The sequence below is a fragment of the Burkholderia sp. NFPP32 genome, from assembly GCF_900119325.1.
Lineage (GTDB): Bacteria > Pseudomonadota > Gammaproteobacteria > Burkholderiales > Burkholderiaceae > Burkholderia > Burkholderia pyrrocinia_C.
In genome coordinates, this window is record NZ_FPJP01000001.1 from 585,616 (window position 1) to 608,998 (window position 23,383).

Below are 23,383 nucleotides of genomic sequence, written 5' to 3' on the forward strand. Positions count from 1 at the left end.
GCAACGGCGCGCGCGGATCACACGGCACTCTAACACGCGCGCGGGCACTGTCGGCAGCGTGTTGCGGGCCCGTGCGGCAAGGGTCGCCACCGCGTGTCCGTCCCCTTGTTCGTCAGGTTCGGCCGAGCGCCGTGCCGAGCGCTTCGGACGCCGCGGTCAGGTCCGGCGGCGCGACGCCGGCCGCGATCTTCAGCAGCGCCGCGCGCAACATGTCGGACGCGTGACCGTGCGCGTCGAGGCCGCCGTCGGCGAGCGGTACGCCGTGCGCGGCACGGCGCCACGCGAGGCCGAGCGTGTCGGCCAGCAGCGCCGCGTGGCCGAGCCCGAGCGCGCACGCGGCCGTACCGACCCGGTAGGCGGCGCCGGACGCGCGCCACGCGGCACTCGTGTCGGCCGCGGCCGGATCGGCCGCGAGGTCGGCCATCGACGCATCGGCGGTCTGCAGGAAATCCTCATACGCATGTGCATTGACGGTCACGACGCCGAGCGCGCGGGTCGGTGCGACGGCAACCGCGTCGTGCTCGGCCCGCGCGGCATCGGCCTCCCACAACGCTTCGGACGCCGGCGTGCCGGCGACGTGCCAGTCGACCGTCAGCCCGTAGTCGTGCAGTACGTCGACGAGCGCAACGTCCTCGGCCGCGGCGCCGAACAGCGCGAAATCGCGCCACAGCAGCGCAACCGTCTCGCGCACGAATTCGGGCGGCGCGCTGCGCAGGCCCTGCACCTGCTCGCCGAGCAGCAGGTTCGTCCGCGCGAGAAAGCGCTTCAGTTCGGGCGCGCCGCTCGCGCGCAGCGCGCGCAGGCACGCGGCCGCGAGCCGCCAGAAATCGTACGGTGTGTCGTCGGCCAGCGCCGCCTGCATCGCATCGAGTTCGTCGAGCGCCGCGTCGGGCGCGGCGTGCTGCGCCCGCAGTACGCCGAGCAGCGCCTGCTCGTAGCGGGCGCGTATCCGGGTCGCGATCTCCTCGGGCAGCATGCGCAGCGTGGCCGGCGGCACCGCGCGGCCGACGAGCGCGAGCGCGTCGAGCGGCGTGCTCGCACGCAGGTCGGCGGCGCTTTGCGCACGCAATGCACGGAAATGCTCGAAAAGAACCGGCGAGCAGGCGAGCTCGCGCAGGTTGTGGCGCCCGACGGCCGCGCGGAAATCGCGCAGCGCGGCACACCAGCCGGCCGAAGTCGGCTCGACGGCGACGAGCGGCACAGCGGCCGACAATTGCCCGGCAAAACGCGCGGCCGGCAGCCAGCCGGCTTCCGCCAGCACGGCCGCGGCAGCGGACAGCGGCGCGGCCGCGTCGTCGCGACGCTCGAATGCGTCGGCGGCCGCCGCGAGCCACGCATCGGCCGCGCGCACGGCCCCGCCGCGCGGGTTGGGCAGTGCGTCAGGGAGGGGAAGGTTCGCCGGATCGGACGTCATGGACACGCGCGCCTGTCATCGCCAAGCCGCTCGCGCGAACCTCGGCGCGCGAGCGCCGGGCCGATGCGAGGCCGGAGCGGGGTGTCCGTGGGCTGAAGGTCCGGTCAGATCTGGACCATCTCGAAGTCTTCCTTGCGGGCGCCGCATTCGGGACACGTCCAGTTGATCGGGACGTCTTCCCAGCGCGTGCCCGGGGCAATGCCCTCGTCCGGCAGCCCGGCTTCTTCGTCGTAAATCCAGCCACAAATCAGGCACATCCAGCTCTTGTATTCCATCTTAAGCCGCGTCGGGAAAGTCGGTAAATTCGGGAGCCATGATGGTACCGTGTCGGGGCCGGACTGCCTAGCAATCGCGCTGGAGTCCGGCGACTACGTTGCGCTGCGCTAAAAAATCCGTCGTGCGGGCCGGATTCCGCCGCATAATGGCTGAAAAGTGCGGCCTGCCGGGCAACACAGGGCCGAAAAAGCCCATTTCGCCTCGCCGTCCGCATCTCCGTCGCTTTTCCCGTTTTTCTCTTGCCCCATTTTTACATGTCCAGCAACGCCCCTCCGATCGTCCTCACCTTCGGCCTGTCCGATCCCACCGGCGGCTCCGGCATTCAAGCCGATCTGATGACCTTGGCGAGCATGGGCTGTCACGGCGTATCCGTCCTGACGGGCTACACCGTGCGCGACTCGGCCGCCTGCGACGAAGTGACCGGCCTCGACCCCGACGTCGTCGCCGCCCAGGCGCGCATGCTGCTCGAGGACATGCCGGTCGCCGCGTTCAAGATCGGCGCGGCGACGCGCGCGGAAGTCGTCAGCGCGATCGCCGAGGTCGTCGCCGACTACGACGGCGTGCCGCTCGTGCTCGCGCCGGACTTCACGCTCGACGACGAGCACGTGCTCGCGGCCGACGACCTGCGCGAATCGATCGCCGACCTGCTGGCGCCGCAGACGACGCTGCTGGTCGCCGACCACGCGACGCTGATCGCGCTCGCGCAGCCGGACGGCGACGCCGAGGCGCCGAATCTCGACGCGGCCGTGTCGCATCTGCTGTCGCAAGGCTGCGAGTACATCCTGTCGTCCGAGACGGGCTCGCACCGGCTCGTCAACACGCTGTACGGCGAGGAAGGCCAGCTCCGCGAAGACATGTGGGATCGCTCGCCGCACCGGCTGATGGGCATCACCGATACGCTCGGCGCGGCCATCGCGGCGCTGCTCGCGAACGGCCAGGAGCCGCCCGAGGCAGTCCGCGAGGCGCAGGAGTACCTGTACCAGGCCGTGCGCGACGCGTTCCGGCCCGGCATGGGCGCGTACCTGCCCGACCGGTTCTTCTGGGCGCGCAGCAACGACGATGCGGACACGCCGCCGGCCACGAAGGTCGAACCGGTGCCGAGGACGTCGCACCGGCATTGAAACGCGCGCGGCGGGCGTGAACGCCGGCCGGCGCGCGCACGTGAATCCGGCGCGCAAACAAAAAAAGACCCGCATCGCTGCGGGTCTTTTCTTTTGGCTGGAACGCGCATCGCTGCGCGTTCCCGACACCATCGACCGAAGTCGATTACATGTCCATGCCCATGCCGCCCATGCCGCCCGGCATGCCGCCCGGCATCGGTGCATCTTCCTTCGGCAGTTCTGCAACGGCTGCGTCCGTCGTCAGCAGCAGGCCTGCAACCGAAGCTGCGTTCTGCAGTGCGGTGCGCGTGACCTTGGTCGGGTCGACGACGCCGGCTTCGACCATGTCGACGTACTCGCCCGTCGCTGCGTTGTAGCCGTAGTTGCCCTTGCCTGCAGCAACTGCCGCCACCACGACGCTGGCTTCTTCGCCGCCGTTCGTGACGATCTGGCGCAGCGGCTCTTCCATTGCGCGCAGCACGATCTTGATGCCGGCGTTCTGGTCGGCGTTCAGGCCGGTCAGGCCTGCGATCGCGGTGCGAGCGCGGATCAGCGCGACGCCGCCGCCTGCCACGATGCCTTCTTCCACAGCCGCGCGCGTTGCGTGCAGTGCGTCTTCGACACGTGCCTTCTTTTCCTTCATTTCGACTTCGGTCGCAGCACCGACCTTGATCACTGCCACGCCGCCGGCCAGCTTGGCCACGCGCTCTTGCAGCTTTTCACGGTCGTAGTCCGACGTCGCTTCCTCGATTTGCGCGCGCACTTGCTTCACGCGTGCTTCGATGTTCACGGCTTCGCCTGCGCCGTCGATGATCGTCGTGTTTTCCTTGCCCACTTCGATGCGCTTCGCCTGGCCCAGTTCTGCCAGCGTTGCCTTCTCGAGCGTCAGGCCGGTTTCTTCCGCGACGACCTGACCGCCGGTCAGGATCGCGATGTCTTCCAGCATCGCCTTGCGACGATCACCGAAGCCCGGCGCCTTGACCGCGACGGTCTTCAGGATGCCGCGGATGTTGTTGACGACCAGCGTTGCGAGCGCTTCGCCTTCGACGTCTTCAGCGATGATCAGCAGCGGACGGCCAGCCTTCGCGACTTGCTCGAGCACCGGCAGCAGATCGCGGATGTTCGACACCTTCTTGTCGTGCAGCAGCACGAACGGGTTCTCGAGGACGGCGACTTGCTTGTCCGGGTTGTTGATGAAGTACGGCGACAGGTAGCCGCGGTCGAACTGCATGCCTTCGACGACGTCGAGCTCGTCGGCCAGCGACTTGCCGTCTTCGACGGTGATCACGCCTTCCTTGCCGACCTTGTCCATCGCTTCAGCGATGCGGTCGCCGATCGACGAATCGCTGTTCGCCGAGATCGAGCCGACCTGTGCGATTTCCTTGTTCGTCGTGCACGGCTTGCTGATCTTCTTCAGCTCTTCGACAGCCGCTGCGACTGCCTTGTCGATGCCGCGCTTCAGGTCCATCGGGTTCATGCCCGATGCGACGTACTTCATGCCTTCGCGAACGATCGATTGCGCGAGGACGGTTGCCGTCGTCGTGCCGTCGCCTGCGTTGTCGCTGGTCTTGGAAGCGACTTCCTTGACCATTTGCGCGCCCATGTTCTGGAGCTTGTCCTTCAGCTCGATTTCCTTCGCGACCGACACACCGTCCTTGGTGACCGTCGGGCCGCCGAAGCTGCGCTCGAGCACGACGTTGCGGCCCTTCGGACCCAGCGTGACCTTGACTGCGTTGGCGAGAATGTTCACGCCTTCGACCATCTTCGAACGGGCGGAATCGCCGAATACGACGTCTTTAGCTGCCATCTTCTAACTCCTTGAATTCTTGGGAATATGTACCGTCGAAGGACGCTTAGTTAGCGTTGACCACGGCCATGATGTCTTCTTCGCGCATGACCAGCAGTTCCTGGCCGTCGACCTTCACGGTCTGGCCTGCGTACTTGCCGAACAGGACGCGATCGCCGACCTTCACGTCGAGCGCGATCGGGGCGCCCTTGTCGTCACGCTTGCCCGGGCCGACCGCGAGGATCTCGCCTTGATCCGGCTTTTCAGCAGCGGCTTCGGGGATGACGATGCCCGAGGCGGTCTTGGTTTCTTGATCCAGACGCTTGACGATCACGCGATCGTGCAAAGGACGAAGGTTCATATTCACTCCTCTCTTGACTGAGATTGAAGAACGCTTGGGGAATCTGCCCGGCGGATCGCCCGGCAGAGAATTGTTAGCACTCTCGTGCAGCGAGTGCTAATTATATGGACGGGTTTTGACAAATTCAAGAAGGGAAGCTGGAGGAATTTTTTGAACGGCGCGGCAGAGGGAAAAGCACGCGAAAACAACAAAAAACCCTTTAGAAACAAAACCATGACGAACGCTGCCCGGCCCGGCCGGCTGGCCCGAGGGGCCCGCGCATCCCATCCAGCCCCGTTTGGACACCGGGTAAGCACGGAGTTCCCGAAGCCGGCGACAGCGCATCAAAAGACCTGCGCCGGCGCCGATCCGGCATGCTGCAGCGCCGCCTTCGCGTACGCCGGACGGCCCTCACGCGCCGCCGCACGCCGTCACGTATCGGCGCAGCCCGCGCCCGACAGCGGCCGGAACGTCCGGCCCTCCGTCTCGACCGCCGCGCCCAGCAGCCGCGCGAGCCCTTTCGCGCCTTCGCGCATCACGACGTCGTGATTCCATTTGAATAACGGGCGCGCGATCGGCTCCAGCCAGTTCATCCACTTCAGTTGCGTGCGGATGTGCCAGTCGTAGCGCACGACGGTGCACGCACCGTCGCCGGCAAACGACCAGCATCCGTCGCCTTCGATCGCGCCGCTCGCGCGGCCTTCGAGCGCATGCCCCGGCTCGACGCGCCTCACGCGCATGTCGAAGGTCAGCCGGTACGGTAGCGCGCCCTTCCACGTATACCGGTGCAGCGCACCGACGCCGCGCGCGTCGCCCGGCTCGATCTCGACGGTGCGCACGGCGCCCTTCCACCAGTCGGGCCAGCGGTCGACCTGGTAGATCGCGTCCCAGACCGCTGCGAGCGGGGCGTCCACGCGCCAGGTCGTCGAGAACCGGTATTCCGCCATGCAGCCTCCGGCATGCGCGTCAGGGGCATGAATCAGCGCGCCGATCAGGGCGCGAAGAAGCGCTCGGGAAACGCGACGTCGATCTCGATATCGTCGAGCGTCACGGTTTCGAGCGGCACGTCGTCATCGTCCGCAAAGCTGACGACCTTCAGCGGAAAGCCGTCCTCGGCGTCCAGCCACAGCCGGTAGCGATGCACGCCGCCGACCGCATGCGCGGGCGCGCCCGTGACCGACACGCGCAGCGCGGTCCGGCCGCCGACGGCCTCCTCGCCTTCGGTCACCGTCGCGCCGCCTTGCTGCAGCGCATGAACGTTGCGCAGCAGTTCGCCGACGTCCGACCGGTCGACCCGGTGGCCGCTGCGGTCGCGCACGAGCGGATTGGACGGCGACAGCGTCAACGCGGGTGGCGCGTGCGCACCGAACGGGCGCAGCCGCACCTTGCCGTCGCCGGGATCGTATGCAAGCACCGCGCCGTGATGAGGCGACACGAAATCCATCCGGACGAAGCCCGGTTTCAGGTACGCGTAGCGGATTTCGGCGTGTTCGCCACCCCGCGCCGACGAGCGGATCGTCGCGCGGTACGAGCGGACGTGGTCGAAATGCGCCTGCGCGACGGTCACGGGATCGGCTGTCATGCTCGCTCCTATCAGGCTCGCGGCCAGCAACGCGGCGATCACGGCGCCGCCTCGACGTCGAGCACGCCCTCCATCCCGCGCTCGCGATGGCTCCTGAAAAACAGCAGCCGATGCGTGCAATAGTAGGCGAACCGGCCCGGCTGCGCCGGTGTGAAGCGAAAGGTCTTCGGCGTCGTGCCGAGTTCGGTGTGCACCGCGATGCCGGCCTGCGGCGCGTCGATCTCGAAACTGTGCGGCACCACGCCGGGCTCGGCCGACACGGTCAGCTCGACCGGCACGCGCGCGCGCACGATCACGTGGTTCGGGCGGAAGAAATAGCTGCCGCCGACGATCGTCACCCGTTGCACGCCGTCGGCGTCGACCGGCACGCGCACCGGCGCATCGCCGTCGGCACGCGCGAGCGCAGCGCCCGCGGCGAGTGCCGCGAGCACGGGCATCAGCACGAGTGCCTTCGTCATCGTCCTCTTCATCTTCATCGCCTGCTCCCTGCCGGCGCCGCGCAAGTCATCCCTTCCACGCGTCGGTCGAGCCGCCTAGCGCGCCGCACGCTTCGATCGCGAGCTCGCGCAGGTGCCGTTCGTCTCCGCGGCCGGACAGCGCATAGCCCATGCCGCGATCCGACCAGAAATACGTGTAGCGGCCGTCGGCCGACATCGCCCGCGGCGCGAGGTGCCGCGCATCGTACGCGGTCATGTACAGCGTCACGCGCTTGCCGTCCGCCCGCTGATACATGAACTGCGCGGCCGGCCCCGCGTCGCCGGGCAGCAAGCGGCCGCCCAGCAATACGTAGCCGTATTCGTCGAGCGACGGCGCGCGCACGGGCCGCCCGACGCGCGCCGACAGCCACGCGGCAAGGTGCGCGGGATCGCCCGCGCCGACCTCGACCGGATGCTCGCGATCGGCTGCGTACACCGCATACGCGACATCCGCGCGCGCGGCGAACGCCGGTTCGCTGCCGAACGCGGCCCAGCCCGCATGCAGCGCGACGCCGATCAGCAGCCCGGCCGCCAGCCCCGCGAACGCATACGCGATAGCGCGCCGGCGCGGCGCGCGGCGCTGCACGAACAGCGCGGGCGCGGCGCCCGGCAACGGAAACAGCGCCTGCAGCGCATCGCGCTGGGCGCGGTAATGCGCGAATCGTTCGGCTTCCTTCGGATCGGACTGCAGGCGCTCGAGCATCTCGCGCTGCTCGTGCCCGGACAGCTCGCCGTCCAGCAACGCGGACAGCAGTTGCGCCGACGCATCGTCGTCCCGCTCGTTCGAAGGCTTGCGCGATTCATCCATCATGTCTTCCCGATTACCCGTAACGCGGCCGTGCCGTGCGCCGACGGCTCGTCCGACAGCAGTGCGCGCATCTGCCCGCGCGCCCGCGCGAGCCGCGACATCACCGTTCCCACCGGCACGCCGAGCACCTGCGCGGCGTCGCGATAGCTCAACTCCTCGAGCGCGACCAGCAGCAGCACCTCGCGCTGTTCGACGGGCAGCCGGTACAGCGCGCGCTGCACGTCGCGCAGCACCAGCCCGCCGATCTCGCCGGACGGTGCAGCCATCGTCTGCCACGGCGCCGTCGCATCGTCGACCGCGATCTCGTGCCGCGCACGCAACTGGTCGATGAAGCGGTGCCGCAGCAGCGTCAGCAGCCACGCGCGCAGGTTGCCGCCGTCGCGCGGCGGCCGGTTCAGCGCGCGCTCGAGCGTGTCCTGCACGAGATCGTCCGCCCAGGCCCGGTCGCCCGTCAGCGCACGCGCATAACGCGTGAGATGGGGCAGCCACACCAGCAGGTCCGATTCGTAGCTCATCGATGCGTCGCGCGTCGCCGCGCCGTTACGGACGTGCAACGTGCCACATGCCGCCGATCCCGTCGCCGCCCGCGTCGCCGGCCTTGTGGTCCATCTTCCAGCGATACAGCGGGTGTCCGTGGTACGCCCATTGCTTCTTGCCGTCGCTGCGCGTGACGAGGCTCCACGCGCCCGACGCCTTGTCGTACGAGTCTGCGATCGCAGGCGGCCAGTTGGCCGCGCACGCGCTGTCGCACGCGCTCTTGCCGGGTGCGTCGCGATCGAACACGTATAGCGTCATGTGATCTTCGTCGACCAGTTTCCCGTTGCCGACCTGTGGCGGTTCCGCGGCCGCCGGCCGCACGATCGCCGCCATCAGCGCGGCGGCGAAAAGCATCCGTTTCATTCCCGTTCTCCTTTTGACATGGCATCGCGACACGGCGGCGCCGGACGGGACGATCGGCTTCGTCGAGACCATTATCCCGCCAGCCGGTCGTGCCGGGACTCGGTATGTAAACGGACGAAAGCGGCCGGTTATTCCATGCCGCCCTGCGACGATCGGCGGCGGCCCGGCATCGGCCATTCATACGACGAAAGAAAGCGGGAAACCCAAAAGACAACGCGGCATGACATCCTTGTCATGCCGCGTTGCGCGACCCATGTTGCACGGCCGTTTCGCACGGCGGCCGATACGGCGCCGCCGTGCGTTTCCGGCGCGTTATCTCGGCAGTGCGCCGGTCAGCGATTGCAGCAGCGTCGTCACCGGTGCGAGCGGGTTGTTCGGCGAGCCGTTGCCCGAATGCGGCGTCACCGACAGGCCCGGCGCGGAACCGAGCGCCGTGCCGACCGACGTGCCGACCGCATTGACGACCGTCGCCGTCGAGTTGGCACCCGCCGTCAACAACGAACCGACCGCGCCCGCCGTGCCGCCGGCCGCGCTCGAGCCCGAACCGAGCAGGCTGCCGCCTGCCGCTGCCGTCGAACCGGCTGTACCCGACAGCGCGCCGGCCGCCTGGCCGAGCGCCGCCGGACCGTTCGCGAGTGCGCCCGTCACCGAGCCGAGCGCACCGGTCAGTGCGCCGGTCAGTGCGCCGGCCGGGTTGCTGCCGCCAGTCAGGCCGTTCACGAGGTTCGTGATCGGCGCGATCGGGTTGTTGCCCGCCGCGCCCGTCAGCGTGCCGACGACCTGGTTCACGACGCCTTGCACCGGCGCCAGTGGATTCGACCCGCCGAGGTTGCCGAGGGCACCCGTCACCGAGTTCAGCGCGCCCGTCAGCGCACCGGCCGGATTGCCGCTGCCGAGCGTACCGACGACCTGGTTGACGACACCCTGCACCGGCGCGAGCGGGCTCGTGCCGCCCAGCGCGCCGAGCGCGCCCGCGACGGAGCCGACTGCATTGCCGAGTGCGCCCGTGGCCGTGCCGACCGCGTTGCTCAGCGTCGCAGCCGGATTGTTGCCGCCGAGGTTGCCGAGCGCACCCGTCACCGAGCCGAGTGCACCGGTCAGTGCGCCGGCAGCGTTGCCGCCGGTCGGCAGCGCGTTCTGCAAGCCGTTGACGAGGTTCGTGATCGGCGTGATCGGGCCGCCGCCTGCGCCGGACAGCGTGCCGACGACCTGGTTCACGACGCCCTGCACCGGCGCGAGCGGGTTCGAGCCGCCGAGGTTGCCGAGCGCACCCGTCACCGAGTTCAGCGCGTTCGTCAATGCACCGGCCGGATTGTCGTTGCCGAGCGTGCCGGCGAGCTGCGTGACGACGCCTTGCACCGGCGCGAGCGGGCTCCCCGCGCCGCCGACATTGCCGAGCGTGCCCGTGATCGTGTTGACCGCGTTGCTCAGCGCGCCGGCCGGGTTACCGCTGCCGAGCGTGCCCGTCACCTGGTCGACGACGCTCTGGATCGGTGCCAGCGGGTTCGAGCCGCCGCCGATACCGCCCAAGGCGCCCGTTGCGGTGCCGAGGGCGCCGGTCAATGCGCCTGCCGGGTTGCCGCTGCCGAGTGCGCCCGTGACTTGATTGACGACGCCCTGGACCGGCGCCAACGGGTTCGCACCGCCGCCGACGTTGCCCAGTGCGCCCGTTACCGTACCGAGGGCGCCGGTCAGTGCGCCAGCCGGATTGCCGCCGCCGAGTGCGCCCGTCACCTGATTCACTACGCCTTGAACCGGCGCCAGCGGGTTCGCACCGCCGCCGACGCTACCCAGCGCACCCGTCACCGTGCCGAGAGCACCCGTCAGTGCACCGGCCGGATTGCCACCACCGAGCGCGCCCGTCACCTGATTCACGACACCTTGAACCGGCGCCAGCGGATTCGCACCGCCGCCGACGCTACCCAGCGCACCCGTCACCGTGCCGAGAGCACCCGTCAGTGCGCCGGCCGGATTGCCACCACCGAGCGCGCCCGTCACCTGATTCACTACGCCTTGAACCGGCGCAAGCGGATTCGCACCGCCGCCGACGCTACCCAATGCGCCCGTTACCGTACCAACCGCATTGCTCAGCGTCCCCGTCGCCGTATTCAGCGCACCGGTCAACGCGCCCGCCGGGTTGCCGCCACTCAGCGCACCCGTCACCTGGTTCAGCACCCCTTGCACCGGCGCAAGCGGCTGCACCGTGCCGCCGCTACCGCCGAGTGCGCCCGTCACCGCCCCCACGGCGCCCGACAGCACCTGGCCGGGATCACCGAGCGACGTCTGGATCGCGCCCGAGCCGCCCGCCGTCACGATGACCGAGCCCAGCGGCGACGTGCCCGTCGCAACCAGCCCGACCGACACGCTGTTCGTCGGCGGATTGACGATCACTTGCGGGATCGGCAACGAATCGAGGGCCCCCGCCATCGCGGAACCCGAAGCCAGTACCCCGAACACCGTCGCGACCGACAGCGCCACACCCGTCAGTTTAAAATTTTGTCCCATCCTTATTCACCCCATCTCGGTTGGCACTACGTTGATAAAGCATGGGGACGGATCGCACGAAGCGTGCCAATTCAAAAAAAGCCGATTGATTCATCTGCCAATTGCCTGGCAATAACGATTTTTTATGGATTTCAGGCGAAATACACGGGTCGCGGAGCCCGAATCGTCTGACGAAAAAGGCCCGCGGAACGCGGATGTAACGTAACGTTTGCGAGCCACGCAGTAACGTGTTCCGGTACATTCCGCGTAACGCCGGAACACCCGGTCGAGACGGTGCCCTGAATCGTCAGGGCGGCTGCCCATTGCGCATTTCAGCAATATGAAAATGCATTGATAAATCGCGAATTTACTGATTTTATTTATTGCGCGATTTCTTTCTTGGTGATTACGCAGATCATTTCCGAATACCCGGTTTTCGATAATTCGGATAGCCGAATGAAAAATTGTTGCGGCCGCATCGCAGCCGGAGAACGCGATGCAGCGCGCGGGGCGGCGGCCCGGGCCGTCGCCGCATCGCCGCGATGCCGGCTCAGCCGAAGCGCGCCGGCCGGTACGGATGGGGATCGATATAGGTCGGCGCGCCCGTCATCATTTCGGCGAGCAGGCGCCCGGTCGCGGGGCCGAGCGTGAGCCCGTGGTGGCAATGGCCGAACGCGAACCACAGATGGCGATGGCGCGGCGCGGGCCCGATCACCGGACGCATGTCGGGCGTGCACGGCCGCATCCCGAGCCACGGCTCGGGATCGAGCCGCTCGCCGATGCCGAACGCGTCGCGCGCCAGCGGCTCGGCACGCGCGAGCTGCACGCCGGTCGGCGGCGCACCGCGCAGCGCGATCTCGACGCCGGTCGTGAGCCGCAGGCGGCCGCCCTCCATCGGCGCGACGACGAAACCTTCCTCGGTATCGCACACCGGCACGTTCAGCGGCATGCGCGTCGGCCGGTAGTGCATGTGGTAGCCGCGCTTCGCGCGCAACGGAATCCGGTAGCCGAGCGGCGCGAACACCTGATCGGACCATGGCCCGAGCGCGACCACGGCCGAGCGTGCGGAGATCGGCCCATGTTCGGTACTGACGCGCCAGCCGCCATCCACCTGCGCGAGCGTCTTCGCGTCGCCGAGCACGAACGTGCCGCCGTCGCGTTCGAACAGTCGCGCATAGGCCTTCGTCAGCCCGCCCGGGCTCGACACGGTCTTCGGGTCCTGCCAGTGGAAGGCACCGCAAAATGCGTCGCCGACACCGGGCTCGCGTTCGCGCAGCGCACGCGCGTCGAGCACGGTCATCCGCAGCCCGTGCGCGTCGGCCACGCGCTGCTGCGCGCGCGTTTCCGCGTCGAACAGCGCGGGCGAACGGAATGCCTCGATCCACCCGCCGTCGTGTACGAGCGGTTGCGCGTCGGTACGCGCGAGCAACGCGTCGTGCTCTGCGACGCTCGCCGCGACGAGCGGCAGCATGTCGCGCGCGGCGGCCGCGAGCCGCTGCGGCGACGATTCGCGCCAGAAGCGCGCGAGCCAGCCCGCATACGCGGGCAGCGCGCGGTAGTCCCAATAGAGATCGACCGAACGGTTGCGCGCATAGCGCAGCAGCGTGCCGAGCCGGCGCGGAAACGCATACGGCACGACCGACGAGCGCTCGATCAGCCCGGCATTGCCGTGGCTCGTTTCCTCGCCGGGCGCGCGCCGGTCGACGAGCGCGACGCGCAGCCCGCGATCCTGCAGATGCAGCGCCGACGACACGCCGACGATGCCGGCCCCCAGAACGATGACGTCGAAATCCATGCTTCCCCGCCCAGCGTCGAGATTCGATGCGACGCGCGCCGGCACCGCGGCCGGCGCGCGGCCGTGCTTACTTCGCGACGATGTCGCGCTTGAAATACTTCTGCGACAGCGCACCCAGCGTGCCGTCCTTCTTCAGCGCGTCGAGCGCGCCGGCGATCTTCGCCTGCCGCGCCTTGTCGCCCTTGCGCAGCCCGAAGCCCGTGCCCTCGCCGAGCGTCGCCGGATCATTCAGCGGCTCGCCGACGATCTGGTAGTCGCGGCCGGCCGGCTTGTCGAGGAAACCGTCCTGCGCGGTCTGCGCTTCCTGCACGGCCGCGTCGAGACGTCCCGCGACGAGATCCGCATAGATCTGGTCCTGGTCCTGATACGACACGACGGCCACGCCCGCATTGGCCCAGTGCGCCTTCAGGAAATCCTCCTGCGACGAGCCCTGCAGCACGCCGACGTGCTTGCCGTGCAGGCTCGCGACGTCGGGCCGCAGCGGCGAGCCGCGTTTGGCGACCATCACGATCGGCACCACGTAGATCGCCGGCGTGAAGTCGATGCTCTGCTTGCGCTTCGCGGTGATGTTCATCGCCGAGTTGATCGCGTCGAACTTGCGCGCCTGCAGCGCCGGGATCAGGCCGTCGAACGAATTCTCGACCCACACGCATTTCATGTTCAGCTTCGCGCACACGGCGTTGCCGATGTCGACGTCGAAACCCTGCAGCTGGCCGGCCGGCGTCTTGCTCTCGAACGGCGGATAGGCGGCTTCGATCCCGAAGCGCAACGTGGCCTGTTCCGCGTGGGCCGTGACGGCCGTGCACGCAAGCGCCGCGGCGGCGCAGAGGGAAAGCTTCCAGTTCATGAGACGGTCCTTCTGTTCTCGATTGAGGCAATGAAGATCGGTCGCGCGGCGCCCGCGACCGGGCGCCGGATCGGCATTCGACACAGGCGGCCGCCACACGGCGACACATCGTGTCCTGCATGCGAAATATAGACTTAAAGTCCACTATGGACTATAGGGGATACGAGGATCGTGCGTCGTCGCGTCACGTCGAAATTGCATCGAGCATGCAAAACACCGTTGATTTTCCGGTGTTTTCCACAAATCCAGCGACGACACAAAGTCTCGAAAAGAAAAATTCTCAAGATTTCGTTTGTCTATATTAGACTTTTCGTCCATCACGAACACCGCCGGACACCGTCTTTCGAGACATTCCTGTCCGGCCCCGACCGGAGATGTCCCCATGACGCAAACCGTCCCGCCCCTGCCGCTGACCGTCGACGAAGCCGCGGTGCGCGCGGCGCTGCCGTCGCTCGACGTACTCGGCACGCTGCGCCGCATGTTCGCGTCGCTCGCGTCGGCGCGCGCGGTGCAGCCGCCGCAGACCCTCACGCTGTTTCCCGATCAGGCCGGCGACTTCATCACGTATCTCGGCGCGCTCGCCGACGAGCAGGTGTTCGGCGCGAAGCTGTCGCCGTATGTCGTGACGGACAGTAAACCGATCGTCACCGCCTGGACCGCGCTGATGTCGATGCGCACCGGCCAGCCGCTGATGTGGTGCGACGCGGGGCGGCTGACCGTCGAACGCACGGCCGGCACGACGGCGCTCGCGGTCGACTGCCTCGCGCCGCGCGATGCGCGCCATCTGGCGATCGTCGGCGCGGGCGCGGTCGGCTTCGCGCACCTGCGGCACACGGCGGCATTGCGCGACTGGGAGACGATCCGCGTGTATTCGCCCGGGCTCGCCGGCGACGCGGCGCTACGGGCGACGCTCGCCGGGCTCGACCCGCGCGCACGCGCGGCTGCGAGCGTCGAAGCCTGCGTGCGCGACGCGGACGTCGTGATGCTGTGCACGTCGTCAGGCACGCCCGTGCTCGGCGACGGGATGCTCACGCGCCCCGCGCTCGTCACGTCGATCAGCACGAACGTCGCACGTGCGCACGAGATCCCGCCCGCGTGGCTGCCCGACATGGACGTGTACTGCGACTACCGGCACACGACGCCCGCGAGCGCAGGCGAGATGCAGATCGCGGCGGCCGATCACGGCTGGGACGCCGAACGGATCGTCGGCGACCTGCCCGCGCTCGTCGCCGGCACCTGCGCGGCGCCGTCGCGCACGCGTCACGCGTTCTTCCGCTCGATCGGCCTCGGGCTCGAGGACATCGCGATCGCGCACGCGCTGTACACGCACCTGACGCGCGCATGAGCATCGCGCGAGCGCGGGGCCGATACAATGGCGCAACCGCCGCGGCGGCCGCGCGCGGGCGCACGGGCATGCCGGCCACCGGCGCGCCGGCACGCCGGCCCGATGTGCCGCCCGGCCCCCGCCCACCCGAGATGGCGACACCGATGCGCAAGAAGAAATCCCCCGTCAAAGACCTGCTGCTCACCCGCTATGCGCCGATCGCCGACGGTATCGCCGCGCTGTTCTTCCCGTACGCGGAAGTCGTGATCCACGACCTGCACGACCAGACCGTGCTGTATCTCGCGAACAACCTGTCCAAGCGCGAGGTCGGCGACGATTCCGCGCTCGAGGAAATCGATCATTCGGCGCGCGAGCGCGTGATCGGCCCGTACGAGAAGCTGAACTGGGACGGCCGGCGGATGCGCTGCGTCAGCAACGTGCTGTTCGACGACGAAGGCCGTCCGGCCGGGATGATGTGCATCAACTTCAACATCGCGGTGTTCGACGAGGTACGCGCGACGCTCGACCTGTTCATCAAGGGCGCGGGCGTCGTCGCGCAGCCGGACGAGCTGTTCCGCGACGACTGGCAGGAACGCATCAACACGTTCCTGCACGGCTGGCTGCACGAGCGGCAGGTCGGGCTCAACGGGCTCACGCGCGAGCACCGGCGCGAGCTGGTCGAGGCGCTTTACGCGGAAGGCGCGTTCCGCGGCAAGAGCGCGGCGAACTATGTCGCGAACGTGCTCGGGATGGGGCGCGCGACGGTCTACAAGCACCTCAAGCACCTGAAGGAAACGCAGGGAGACGCGTAAGCGGGAAGCGGGAAGCGGGAAGCGGGAAGCGGGAAGCGGGAAGCGGGAAGCAGCATGCTCCCGCGGGCCGGTTCGCCGGACTGTTCCGCCGCGTCCGGCATCGGCAATCGCTATCGGTCCGTGCCGTCCATGTCTATGCTTCGTGATACGTCGGGCGCAGGCCCGTTCCGCAGGGGCCCGGCCAAGACCAGGCGCCGAAGCATAAATGATATAGTGCCGGTTACATTTTTTGCTGCCCCGGACCGCCCATGACGACCGCTCCCGCCCCGACTGCCCGCCCGACCCTCACCGTCGAAATCTGGTCCGACCTGATCTGCCCGTGGTGCTGGATCGGCAAGCGCCGCTTCGACGAGGCGCTCGCCGCGTTCGCGCACGCCGACCGCGTCGACGTCGCACTGCGCGCGTACCGGCTGATGCCCGGCCAGCCCGTCGAGCCGGTCGAGGCGATGCTTGCGGACAAGTACCGGATGTCGCCCGCGCAGGTCGACCAGATGCTGCGCCAGGTGACCGACGCGGCCGCGAGCGTCGGGCTGCGCTACGACCTGCCCGGCACGCTCGTCGGCGACACGCTCGACGGCCACCGGCTCGTGAAGCTTGCGGAAGCCACAGGCCGCGCGCACGCGCTGACCGAGCGACTGTACCGCGCGTATTTCTGCGAGCACGGTTCGCTGTTCGATCATGCGCAACTCACGGAATTCGCGGTCGAAGCGGGGCTCGAGCGCTCGGCCGTCGACGACGTGCTGCGCAGCGACGCGTACCGCGACGAAGTCGAAGCCGACATCGCGCGCGCCGCGCAGATCGGCGGGCGCGGCGTGCCGCTGTTCGTGTTCGGCGGCCGCTATGCGGTATCGGGCGCGCAGCCGGCCGACGCGTTCGCGCAGGCGCTCGACCACGCGTGGCGCGACGGTATCGTCGAACTCGCCGGCAGCGACGCGGCCGCATGCGGCCCCGACGGCTGCGAACTGTCGGCGCGTTCGTAACTCGCACAACGGCCCCTCCCGTGCGTCCCGCCCGGACGTGCCACTACGCGTCGCTGCTGCCACAAACCGGCAGGAAGCCCGCGCCGATGACGTCTACAATGCATCCTTTCAAATAACTATCAGAAGGCGGCAGGCCCATGACACACGGGATTCACGGCGAGAAGCGCTGGTACGCGCTGATCGTGCTCTGCCTCGGCGTGCTGATGATCGTGCTCGACAGCACGATCGTGAACGTGGCGCTGCCGTCGATCAGCACCGATCTCCATTTCACCGAAACGGCCCTCGTGTGGGTCGTCAACGCGTACCTGCTGACGTTCGGCGGCTGCCTGCTGCTCGGCGGCCGGCTCGGCGACCTGTACGGCCAGCGCCGCATGTTCCTCGCGGGCCTCGTCGTGTTCACGCTCGCGTGCGGCCTCGCGCAATCGCAGGCGATGCTGATCGCCGCGCGCGCGGTGCAGGGGCTCGGCGGCGCGGTCGTATCGGCCGTCTCGCTGTCGCTGATCATGAACCTGTTCACCGAGCCCGGCGAACGCGCGCGCGCGATGGGCGTCTACGGCTTCGTCTGCGCGGGAGGCGGCAGCATCGGCGTGCTGCTCGGCGGGCTGCTGACGAGCTCGCTGTCGTGGCACTGGATCTTCCTCGTCAACCTGCCGATCGGCATCGCGGTCTATGCGATGTGCGTCGCGCTGCTGCCGCGCATGCGCGCGCCGGCCGGCACCGCGCGGCTCGACATCGCGGGCGCGGTCACGGTGACCGCGTCGCTAATGCTGGCCGTCTACGGGATCGTCGGCGGCAACGAGGCCGGCTGGCTGTCGATGCAGACCGTCGTGCTGATCGGCGCGGCCGTCGTGCTGCTCGCGCTGTTCATCGCGATCGAGGCGCGCGCCGCGCATCCGCTGATGCCGCTCACGCTGTTCGCCGCGCGCAACGTCGCGCTCGCGAACGTGATCGGCGTGCTGTGGGCGGCCGCGATGTTCGCGTGGTTCTTCCTGTCCGCGCTGTACATGCAGCGCGTGCTCGGCTACGCGCCGCTGCAGGTCGGCCTCGCGTTCCTGCCGGCGAACCTGATCATGGCCGCGTTCTCGCTCGGGCTGTCGGCGCGCATCGTGATGCGCTTCGGGATCCGCGGCCCGATCGCGGCCGGCCTGCTGATCGCGGCCTGCGGCCTTGCGCTGTTCTCGCGCGCGCCGGTCGACGGCGGTTTCGTCTGGCACGTGCTGCCCGGCATGACGCTGCTCGGCATCGGTGCGGGCATCGCGTTCAACCCGGTGCTGCTCGCCGCGATGAGCGACGTCGATCCGGCCGATTCCGGGCTCGCGTCGGGGATCGTCAACACCGCGTTCATGATGGGCGGCGCGCTCGGCCTCGCGGTGCTTGCGAGCCTCGCGGCGGCCCACACCGACGCGCTCGCGGCCGCGCAGGCCGCGCCGCTCGACGCGTTGAACGGCGGCTACCACGCGGCATTCGCGTTCGGCGCGGCGTTCGCCGCCGCGGCCGCGCTGATCGGCCTCGCGCTGCGCATCCGGCCGCAGAACGGCGTCGAAGGCGTCGGCCCCGCGATGCACTGAACGCCGGCCGACCAAGCCGGTCGCCGGCATCGAACCAGGGCGCGCCGTGTCGCGCCCTTTTTTGCGGGTGCCGCGCCGCGGCAGGCATTCCCGGTTCGTCATACTCGTCATACCTTTCGGGCCGTCACCGTTATCGGCCCCGCCCTCGCTCGAACACGCGTTTCACACTCGTCCGGCCGCCCGCCGCACGGGCCTTTGCGGCCGATTTTTAACGCAGTCGTACATCCACCCGCCACATTTGCGACAATGGCGGACTTTGACGCGCGCGCAGCGGCCGCGCGCCGCCGCCGAACGCCGCATAACCGCCTGCTTCCGATGTCGCTTCCCCATATCGATCTGCTGTACTCCCTGTCCGGCCTGTTCGTCGGCATCCTCGTCGGCCTGACGGGCGTCGGCGGCGGTTCGCTGATGACGCCGATCCTCGTGCTGCTGTTCGGCGTCCACCCCGCGACGGCGGTCGGCACCGACCTGCTGTACGCAGCCGCGACCAAGGCCACCGGCACGCTGGTCCACGGCCTGAAGGGTTCGATCGACTGGCGCATCACGGGCCGGCTCGCGGCGGGCAGCGTCCCGGCCGCGGCGCTCACGCTGTGGTGGCTGCACACGCACGGGATGAACACGCCGGGCACCGCGCGGATGATCCAGCTCGTGCTCGGCATCGCGCTGCTGCTCACGTCGCTCGCGCTGATCTTCCGGCCGCAGCTCACCGCGTTCGCCGCGCGCAACCCGCTCGCGCCGAGCCCCGCGCGCACGCTGTGGTCGACCGTGCTCACGGGCGCCATGCTCGGCGTGCTCGTGTCGATGACGTCGGTCGGCGCCGGTGCGATCGGCGTGACCGTGCTCCTGCTGCTGTATCCGATGCTCGCGACGACCCGCATCGTCGGCTCCGACATCGCGCACGCGGTGCCGCTCACGCTCGTCGCGGGCATGGGCCACTGGCTGCTCGGCTCGGTCGACTGGTCGATGCTGCTGTCGCTGCTGCTCGGCTCGCTGCCCGGCATCGTGCTCGGCAGCCTGCTGTCGGCGCGCGCGCCCGAGCGGCTGCTGCGCAACCTGCTCGCCGCGACGCTCGTCGCGGTCGGCGTGCGGCTCGTGCTCGCGTAAGCGGCACTTCGCGACGCCCCGCAGCGTCGCATCGATACCCTCTCTCCCCTAACGAAAAAACACCATCCCGGCTCGCAACCCAACCGTTACTTCCTGTCTTGACGGACTTCCGAGCGGATCTCACGGCGTACCGGTCAGCGTATGCGCAACGGGTAAGTATTTGGCCAGGATGCTCAGCATGGTGGCGGCCTCTGCCTTCGACACCGGGGGAAACGGTGAGACGTACGACGTGCCGTTGCGACGCTCGTGGGCCTTCGTGATGAAGGCAAATTCCTGGGTATTCACGCCCAGCGAGGTCGACACACGCTGGATGGCCAGGTTACGGCCCGCATCTTTGGTTCGCACCTCGTAGAACTCCAGGATGGCCTGGACCACCTGAAAATAACCTTCGTAGGCCAAGGTAAATACTTGCAGATGTCGGGCGGGATCCAACTCATCGGCGGTGGCCTTATAGTCCGCGGCATTGCGCAGGAAGCCCGCGATTGCCCCGGGCGTCGGAGCAACAGCATCGAAGGCTTTCGTCTTGATGAGGTTTTCGTATTCAGTCGGGCGCGGCATCACAGTATCCTCAGCATTGGGCCTTGGGCGATCTGGGTCATGACAGGGTCCGCGTCCAACAGCGCAGCCCATTCAGCAGGCTCGTACAAAGAGAAGTTGACGGGGCGCAGCAGACTTTGCTCGGCCACGTGCAGGGCTTCAGATAGCTCGAGGAGGGGGACGTTCCCGATGACGATCAGGTCGATGTCGCTATGGCCACTGTCGGTACCCTTGGCCACCGAGCCAAACACGAACGCCGTGGAGATGTGCGCGGCAAAAGGCAACAAGGCTTCCTTCAACGGCTCCACAACGGCAAATGACTTGCGCGCGATGCTGACCAGTTCCGGATAGAGGATGAATTCCGTGTTCGCGCGGATACTCCGTTGTCGGCCTCGTCGGGCGTCTTCCTTGAGTACGCCGACCTCGACCAGCCGGTCCACCTGCTTTTGAGCGCTGCCGCGCCCACTGTTTGCCAGACGCAGCAGTTCCTGGAGCGTAAAACTACGATCAGGCTGCAGCAGTGTGGCGCCAAGCACCCGTTGCATGCCCGGTGTGAAGAGAAAGTCTGCGAGACTCACGAAAATCCTCAATAGAGGGATAAACATCCTCATTATGGGGATTTTTCAACGAATCCTCAATAGAGGGCCATTCATCCCCTTTTTGAGGATTATGCAACGCCGTCATCGGCAGCTTCCGGGGCCGACGAGTCGGTCCTCGGACAAGACGATGCCCCCGAGGTCCATGACTCCCGGGGGCACCTTGGAGAATTGCAGCACCGCCATCGACACACGTCGCGCGAAGAGCCGAGGCGCGTGATCGGGCTGCGCTTTTACGTCACTTCAGGCGGCACAAAGCCGCCCGCGGCGCTTACTGCCCCTGCTGCTTCAGTTGCTGCTGCTTGAGCTGCTGCGTGCGCGCCTGCAGCTTCAGCACGCGCTGCAGCGCGGTGCGGTTCGCGAGGATGCCGTCGTAGAAGCTGGCGAGATCACCCTTCAGCGCGGTCCGCGACGCGTCGTTCAGGTAGATCATGTGGCCCGACGGGTAGTTCTTGATCGTCAGGTTCTGTGCCTTGAGTGTCGGATCGAGCGGCATCTGCGCGAGCGTCAGCTCCGTCTGGTGGAACGGCGTGACCGCATCGAAATAGCCGTTCGCCGACAGCACCTTCAGGTCCGGGTTCACGCTCATCGTCGACGCGAGGTCGCCGGCCGTGTACAGCGTATTGCCGCCGCCCCGGTTCGCGCCGGTCGGGTCCGTGTGGCTGAAGTCCCAGTTGTTGAAGACCTGGTCGTTCAGGTCCACGAACGACGACGTCGACGTGTACTTGAGGTCGGTGTTGATGTAGCTGTTCCACAGCACCGTGTACGCGCCGCCGACGTTCGTGATCGACGGATCGTTGCTGCCCGAGTTCGGCAGGATGTACGGCGCGATGCCCTTGCCCGTGAAGTTCGCGCGACCGTCGTACTGGCCGATCTGCGTGCCCGGCACGAGCGTCAGGAAGAACGTGTACGGCGGGTTGTCGTTCGACGACGGCACGTTGCCGAGCGCGGCCGGGTTGCCGAAGGTCTGGATCAGCGACGTCGGATCCGTGCCGATATACGAACCCATCTGCTGCGCCGTCTGCAGGTTCAGGTTCAGCCGCACGTTCACGAAACCGCCGTCCTGCGGGTTCGGCTTCTGCGCAAGCGGCGCGAGCGTGTTGTCCGCGTAGTTGCGGGCCTGGACCATGTACGCGTCGAGATCGGTCGGCGTCGGGTTGACCGTCGTCTTCTTCCAGTAGAACGCATCGGCCGCGAGCGTCGGGAACGTACCCGGCGCGGACAGCGCGTTCGCGTAGTCGAGGATCGACGACTGCAGCGTGATCCCGTTCAGGTCGATGCCGTCCTCGTGCAGCACCCACGACACGACCGCGCTGCGCGCGGTGCCGTACGATTCGCCGTACAGGAACTTCGGCGAATTCCAGCGCGAGTACTTGGTCAGGTAGCGCTGGATGAAGCGGTCGATCGAGCGCGCGTCCTGGTCGGTGCCCCAGAAGTCCTTGTTCTTCGCCGGGGCGATCGCCGCCGAATAACCGGTGCCGACCGGGTTGATGAACACGAGGTCGGTACGGTCGAGCAGGCTGTCCGGGTTGTCGAGCAGCTTGTACGGCGCGGGCGGCGTGAAGTTCGGGAACGACGACTGCAGGCGCTTCGGCCCGTACGAGCCGAGCAGCAGGTAGACCGACGACGAGCCGGGGCCGCCGTTGTAGAAGAACGTGACCGGGCGCGGCTTCGACGGATCGGGATTGTCCTGCGTGTACGCGACGTAGAACATCTTCGCGTTCGGCGCCGACGTGATCGGATCGATCGTCGTCAGGTGGCCCGTGGTGGCCGTGTACTTGACGGTCTTGCCGCCGATCGTGACCTGGCGGTGCACGACCGCGGCGCCTTCCGTCGAATCCGTGACCGCGTCGTTCGGCCCGGTGCCGTACACGTCGTTGTCGACGTACGGCTGGTCGGCCGCGGCGGCGGCCGTTGCGTCGGTGCTGGCCGACGTGCTGCCGCCGGACGTCGTCGCGGCCGCGGTTGCGGCCGAAGCGGACGGGCTCGGCCCGTCGTCGCCGCCGCACCCCGTGACGAGCAGCGCCGCGGCCGCGGCTGCGGCGAGCGGCATGCTCAGTGTCGTTCCGAATAGCGCGAAACCGTCTTTCAAGGACTTCCGTGTCGTCATTATTGCCTCTCGAACAGAACGATAAATACCGCCGGCCGCAAAGGATCGTTTGCGCCGGCGCTCCGCACCGGGAATGCATTCGTTATGCGACGCACTCCGAGTTTTTTACCGGATCGGTGAATACCGATCGGCACGATTTACCCCACCCATATTTTTTTGCGACCGCACAATGAAATCAATTCCATTGCGAACGACAATTCTATAATCCGCAGCAATACGAATTCATTCCGCGCATTCGCATGCACACAAAATCGACGGCCAAAGCACACCCCGCAAAGCCCGGCCCTACAAGGCCGCCTCGCTTCGAGCAGACGAACAATCCCCCGCCGGCAAGATGCGGATTAATCGCAGAACGGCGACCAATCGCAACTCAATCCGACTTAACAAAATCGAAAGGATCGATTAATTAAAAGGAAAGAAATATCTCGTATCTGGAATTTATTAAATTAAGTGAAAATACCGGCGCATAATAGGTTCCGGATTTACCGCCGTAAAGTAATAATTTGTTACGGCACTCGCCATTCGGACAAAAGGCGGCACGGGA

22 protein-coding genes are annotated in these 23,383 nt (G+C 67.7%); 6 read left to right on the plus strand and 16 right to left on the minus strand.

What is annotated here, in order from left to right; genetic code table 11:
* Nucleotides 1-112 precede the first annotated feature (112 nt).
* On the minus strand, nucleotides 113-1,414 hold the full coding sequence (locus BT264_RS02735) for a FimL-related protein (RefSeq protein ID WP_072436192.1): 1,302 nt from the start codon (nucleotides 1,412-1,414) through the stop codon (nucleotides 113-115).
* A gap of 104 nt (nucleotides 1,415-1,518) precedes the next feature.
* Nucleotides 1,519-1,689, minus strand: a complete 171-nt coding sequence (locus BT264_RS02740) for a rubredoxin (protein ID WP_006400971.1) — start codon at nucleotides 1,687-1,689, stop codon at nucleotides 1,519-1,521.
* Nucleotides 1,690-1,944: 255 nt separating this feature from the next.
* Here BT264_RS02740 and BT264_RS02745 point away from each other — a divergent pair, with 255 nt between their 5' ends.
* Nucleotides 1,945-2,811 (plus strand): hydroxymethylpyrimidine/phosphomethylpyrimidine kinase, encoded by an 867-nt coding sequence (locus BT264_RS02745; protein WP_072436193.1) that lies wholly within the window; start codon nucleotides 1,945-1,947, stop codon nucleotides 2,809-2,811.
* Nucleotides 2,812-2,956: 145 nt separating this feature from the next.
* On the opposite strand, the gene groL is transcribed toward BT264_RS02745, so the two are convergent.
* The 11 genes from groL to BT264_RS02805 form a co-directional block, all read right to left on the minus strand.
* Nucleotides 2,957-4,597, minus strand: a complete 1,641-nt coding sequence (groL, locus tag BT264_RS02750; RefSeq protein ID WP_072436194.1) for a chaperonin GroEL — start codon at nucleotides 4,595-4,597, stop codon at nucleotides 2,957-2,959.
* A gap of 46 nt (nucleotides 4,598-4,643) precedes the next feature.
* Nucleotides 4,644-4,937 (minus strand): co-chaperone GroES, encoded by a 294-nt coding sequence (locus BT264_RS02755; RefSeq protein ID WP_026044985.1) that lies wholly within the window; start codon nucleotides 4,935-4,937, stop codon nucleotides 4,644-4,646.
* Between the two features lie 410 nt (nucleotides 4,938-5,347).
* The gene (locus tag BT264_RS02760) at nucleotides 5,348-5,863 is read right to left on the minus strand and encodes an SRPBCC family protein (protein WP_034182873.1); all 516 of its coding nucleotides are present in this window, start codon (nucleotides 5,861-5,863) and stop codon (nucleotides 5,348-5,350) included.
* A gap of 44 nt (nucleotides 5,864-5,907) precedes the next feature.
* Nucleotides 5,908-6,540, minus strand: a complete 633-nt coding sequence (locus BT264_RS02765) for a LolA family protein (RefSeq protein WP_072436195.1) — start codon at nucleotides 6,538-6,540, stop codon at nucleotides 5,908-5,910.
* Complete coding sequence (locus tag BT264_RS02770; RefSeq protein ID WP_256260559.1) at nucleotides 6,537-6,968, minus strand: cupredoxin domain-containing protein; 432 nt, start codon at nucleotides 6,966-6,968, stop codon at nucleotides 6,537-6,539. Before BT264_RS02770 ends, BT264_RS02765 begins: the two co-directional genes overlap by 4 nt.
* Nucleotides 6,969-7,002: 34 nt before the next feature.
* On the minus strand, nucleotides 7,003-7,785 hold the full coding sequence (locus BT264_RS02775; RefSeq protein WP_072436196.1) for an anti-sigma factor family protein: 783 nt from the start codon (nucleotides 7,783-7,785) through the stop codon (nucleotides 7,003-7,005).
* Complete coding sequence (locus BT264_RS02780; RefSeq protein ID WP_072436428.1) at nucleotides 7,782-8,297, minus strand: sigma-70 family RNA polymerase sigma factor; 516 nt, start codon at nucleotides 8,295-8,297, stop codon at nucleotides 7,782-7,784. Before BT264_RS02780 ends, BT264_RS02775 begins: the two co-directional genes overlap by 4 nt.
* Nucleotides 8,298-8,322: 25 nt before the next feature.
* Entirely contained in the window at nucleotides 8,323-8,682 is a 360-nt protein-coding gene (locus BT264_RS02785; protein WP_072436197.1) for a COG4315 family predicted lipoprotein, read from the minus strand.
* Between the two features lie 312 nt (nucleotides 8,683-8,994).
* Nucleotides 8,995-11,187 carry a beta strand repeat-containing protein gene (locus tag BT264_RS02790; RefSeq protein ID WP_072436198.1) on the minus strand — a complete coding sequence of 731 codons (2,193 nt, stop codon included), beginning with the start codon at nucleotides 11,185-11,187 and terminating at the stop codon, nucleotides 8,995-8,997.
* Between the two features lie 529 nt (nucleotides 11,188-11,716).
* Complete coding sequence (locus BT264_RS02800; RefSeq protein ID WP_072436199.1) at nucleotides 11,717-12,961, minus strand: NAD(P)/FAD-dependent oxidoreductase; 1,245 nt, start codon at nucleotides 12,959-12,961, stop codon at nucleotides 11,717-11,719.
* Nucleotides 12,962-13,028: 67 nt separating this feature from the next.
* Nucleotides 13,029-13,808: an ABC transporter substrate-binding protein gene (locus BT264_RS02805; RefSeq protein ID WP_072436200.1), complete on the minus strand. Its 780-nt coding sequence runs from the start codon at nucleotides 13,806-13,808 to the stop codon at nucleotides 13,029-13,031.
* Between the two features lie 382 nt (nucleotides 13,809-14,190).
* Between BT264_RS02805 and BT264_RS02810 the strand changes: the two genes are divergently transcribed.
* The 5 genes from BT264_RS02810 to BT264_RS02830 all read left to right on the plus strand — a co-directional run bounded on the left by BT264_RS02810 (nucleotide 14,191) and on the right by BT264_RS02830 (nucleotide 19,596).
* Entirely contained in the window at nucleotides 14,191-15,153 is a 963-nt protein-coding gene (locus BT264_RS02810; RefSeq protein ID WP_072436201.1) for an ornithine cyclodeaminase family protein, read from the plus strand.
* A complete protein-coding gene (locus BT264_RS02815; RefSeq protein WP_072436202.1) occupies nucleotides 15,150-15,944 on the plus strand; it encodes a helix-turn-helix transcriptional regulator in 795 nt (264 codons plus the stop codon). Before BT264_RS02810 ends, BT264_RS02815 begins: the two co-directional genes overlap by 4 nt.
* Nucleotides 15,945-16,192: 248 nt before the next feature.
* On the plus strand, nucleotides 16,193-16,924 hold the full coding sequence (locus BT264_RS02820) for a DsbA family oxidoreductase (RefSeq protein ID WP_072436203.1): 732 nt from the start codon (nucleotides 16,193-16,195) through the stop codon (nucleotides 16,922-16,924).
* A gap of 137 nt (nucleotides 16,925-17,061) precedes the next feature.
* The gene (locus BT264_RS02825; RefSeq protein WP_072436204.1) at nucleotides 17,062-18,492 is read left to right on the plus strand and encodes a DHA2 family efflux MFS transporter permease subunit; all 1,431 of its coding nucleotides are present in this window, start codon (nucleotides 17,062-17,064) and stop codon (nucleotides 18,490-18,492) included.
* Nucleotides 18,493-18,807: 315 nt separating this feature from the next.
* Nucleotides 18,808-19,596: a sulfite exporter TauE/SafE family protein gene (locus tag BT264_RS02830; protein ID WP_034183419.1), complete on the plus strand. Its 789-nt coding sequence runs from the start codon at nucleotides 18,808-18,810 to the stop codon at nucleotides 19,594-19,596.
* 120 nt (nucleotides 19,597-19,716) lie between these two features.
* On the opposite strand, the gene BT264_RS02835 is transcribed toward BT264_RS02830, so the two are convergent.
* The 3 genes from BT264_RS02835 to BT264_RS02845 form a co-directional block, all read right to left on the minus strand.
* Nucleotides 19,717-20,154, minus strand: coding sequence for a hypothetical protein (locus BT264_RS02835; protein WP_072436205.1), 438 nt, complete (start codon nucleotides 20,152-20,154; stop codon nucleotides 19,717-19,719).
* Nucleotides 20,154-20,711, minus strand: a complete 558-nt coding sequence (locus tag BT264_RS02840; RefSeq protein ID WP_072436430.1) for a nucleotidyltransferase domain-containing protein — start codon at nucleotides 20,709-20,711, stop codon at nucleotides 20,154-20,156. Before BT264_RS02840 ends, BT264_RS02835 begins: the two co-directional genes overlap by 1 nt.
* 289 nt (nucleotides 20,712-21,000) lie before the next feature.
* On the minus strand, nucleotides 21,001-22,839 hold the full coding sequence (locus tag BT264_RS02845) for a S10 family peptidase (protein WP_072436206.1): 1,839 nt from the start codon (nucleotides 22,837-22,839) through the stop codon (nucleotides 21,001-21,003).
* Nucleotides 22,840-23,383 lie beyond the last annotated feature (544 nt).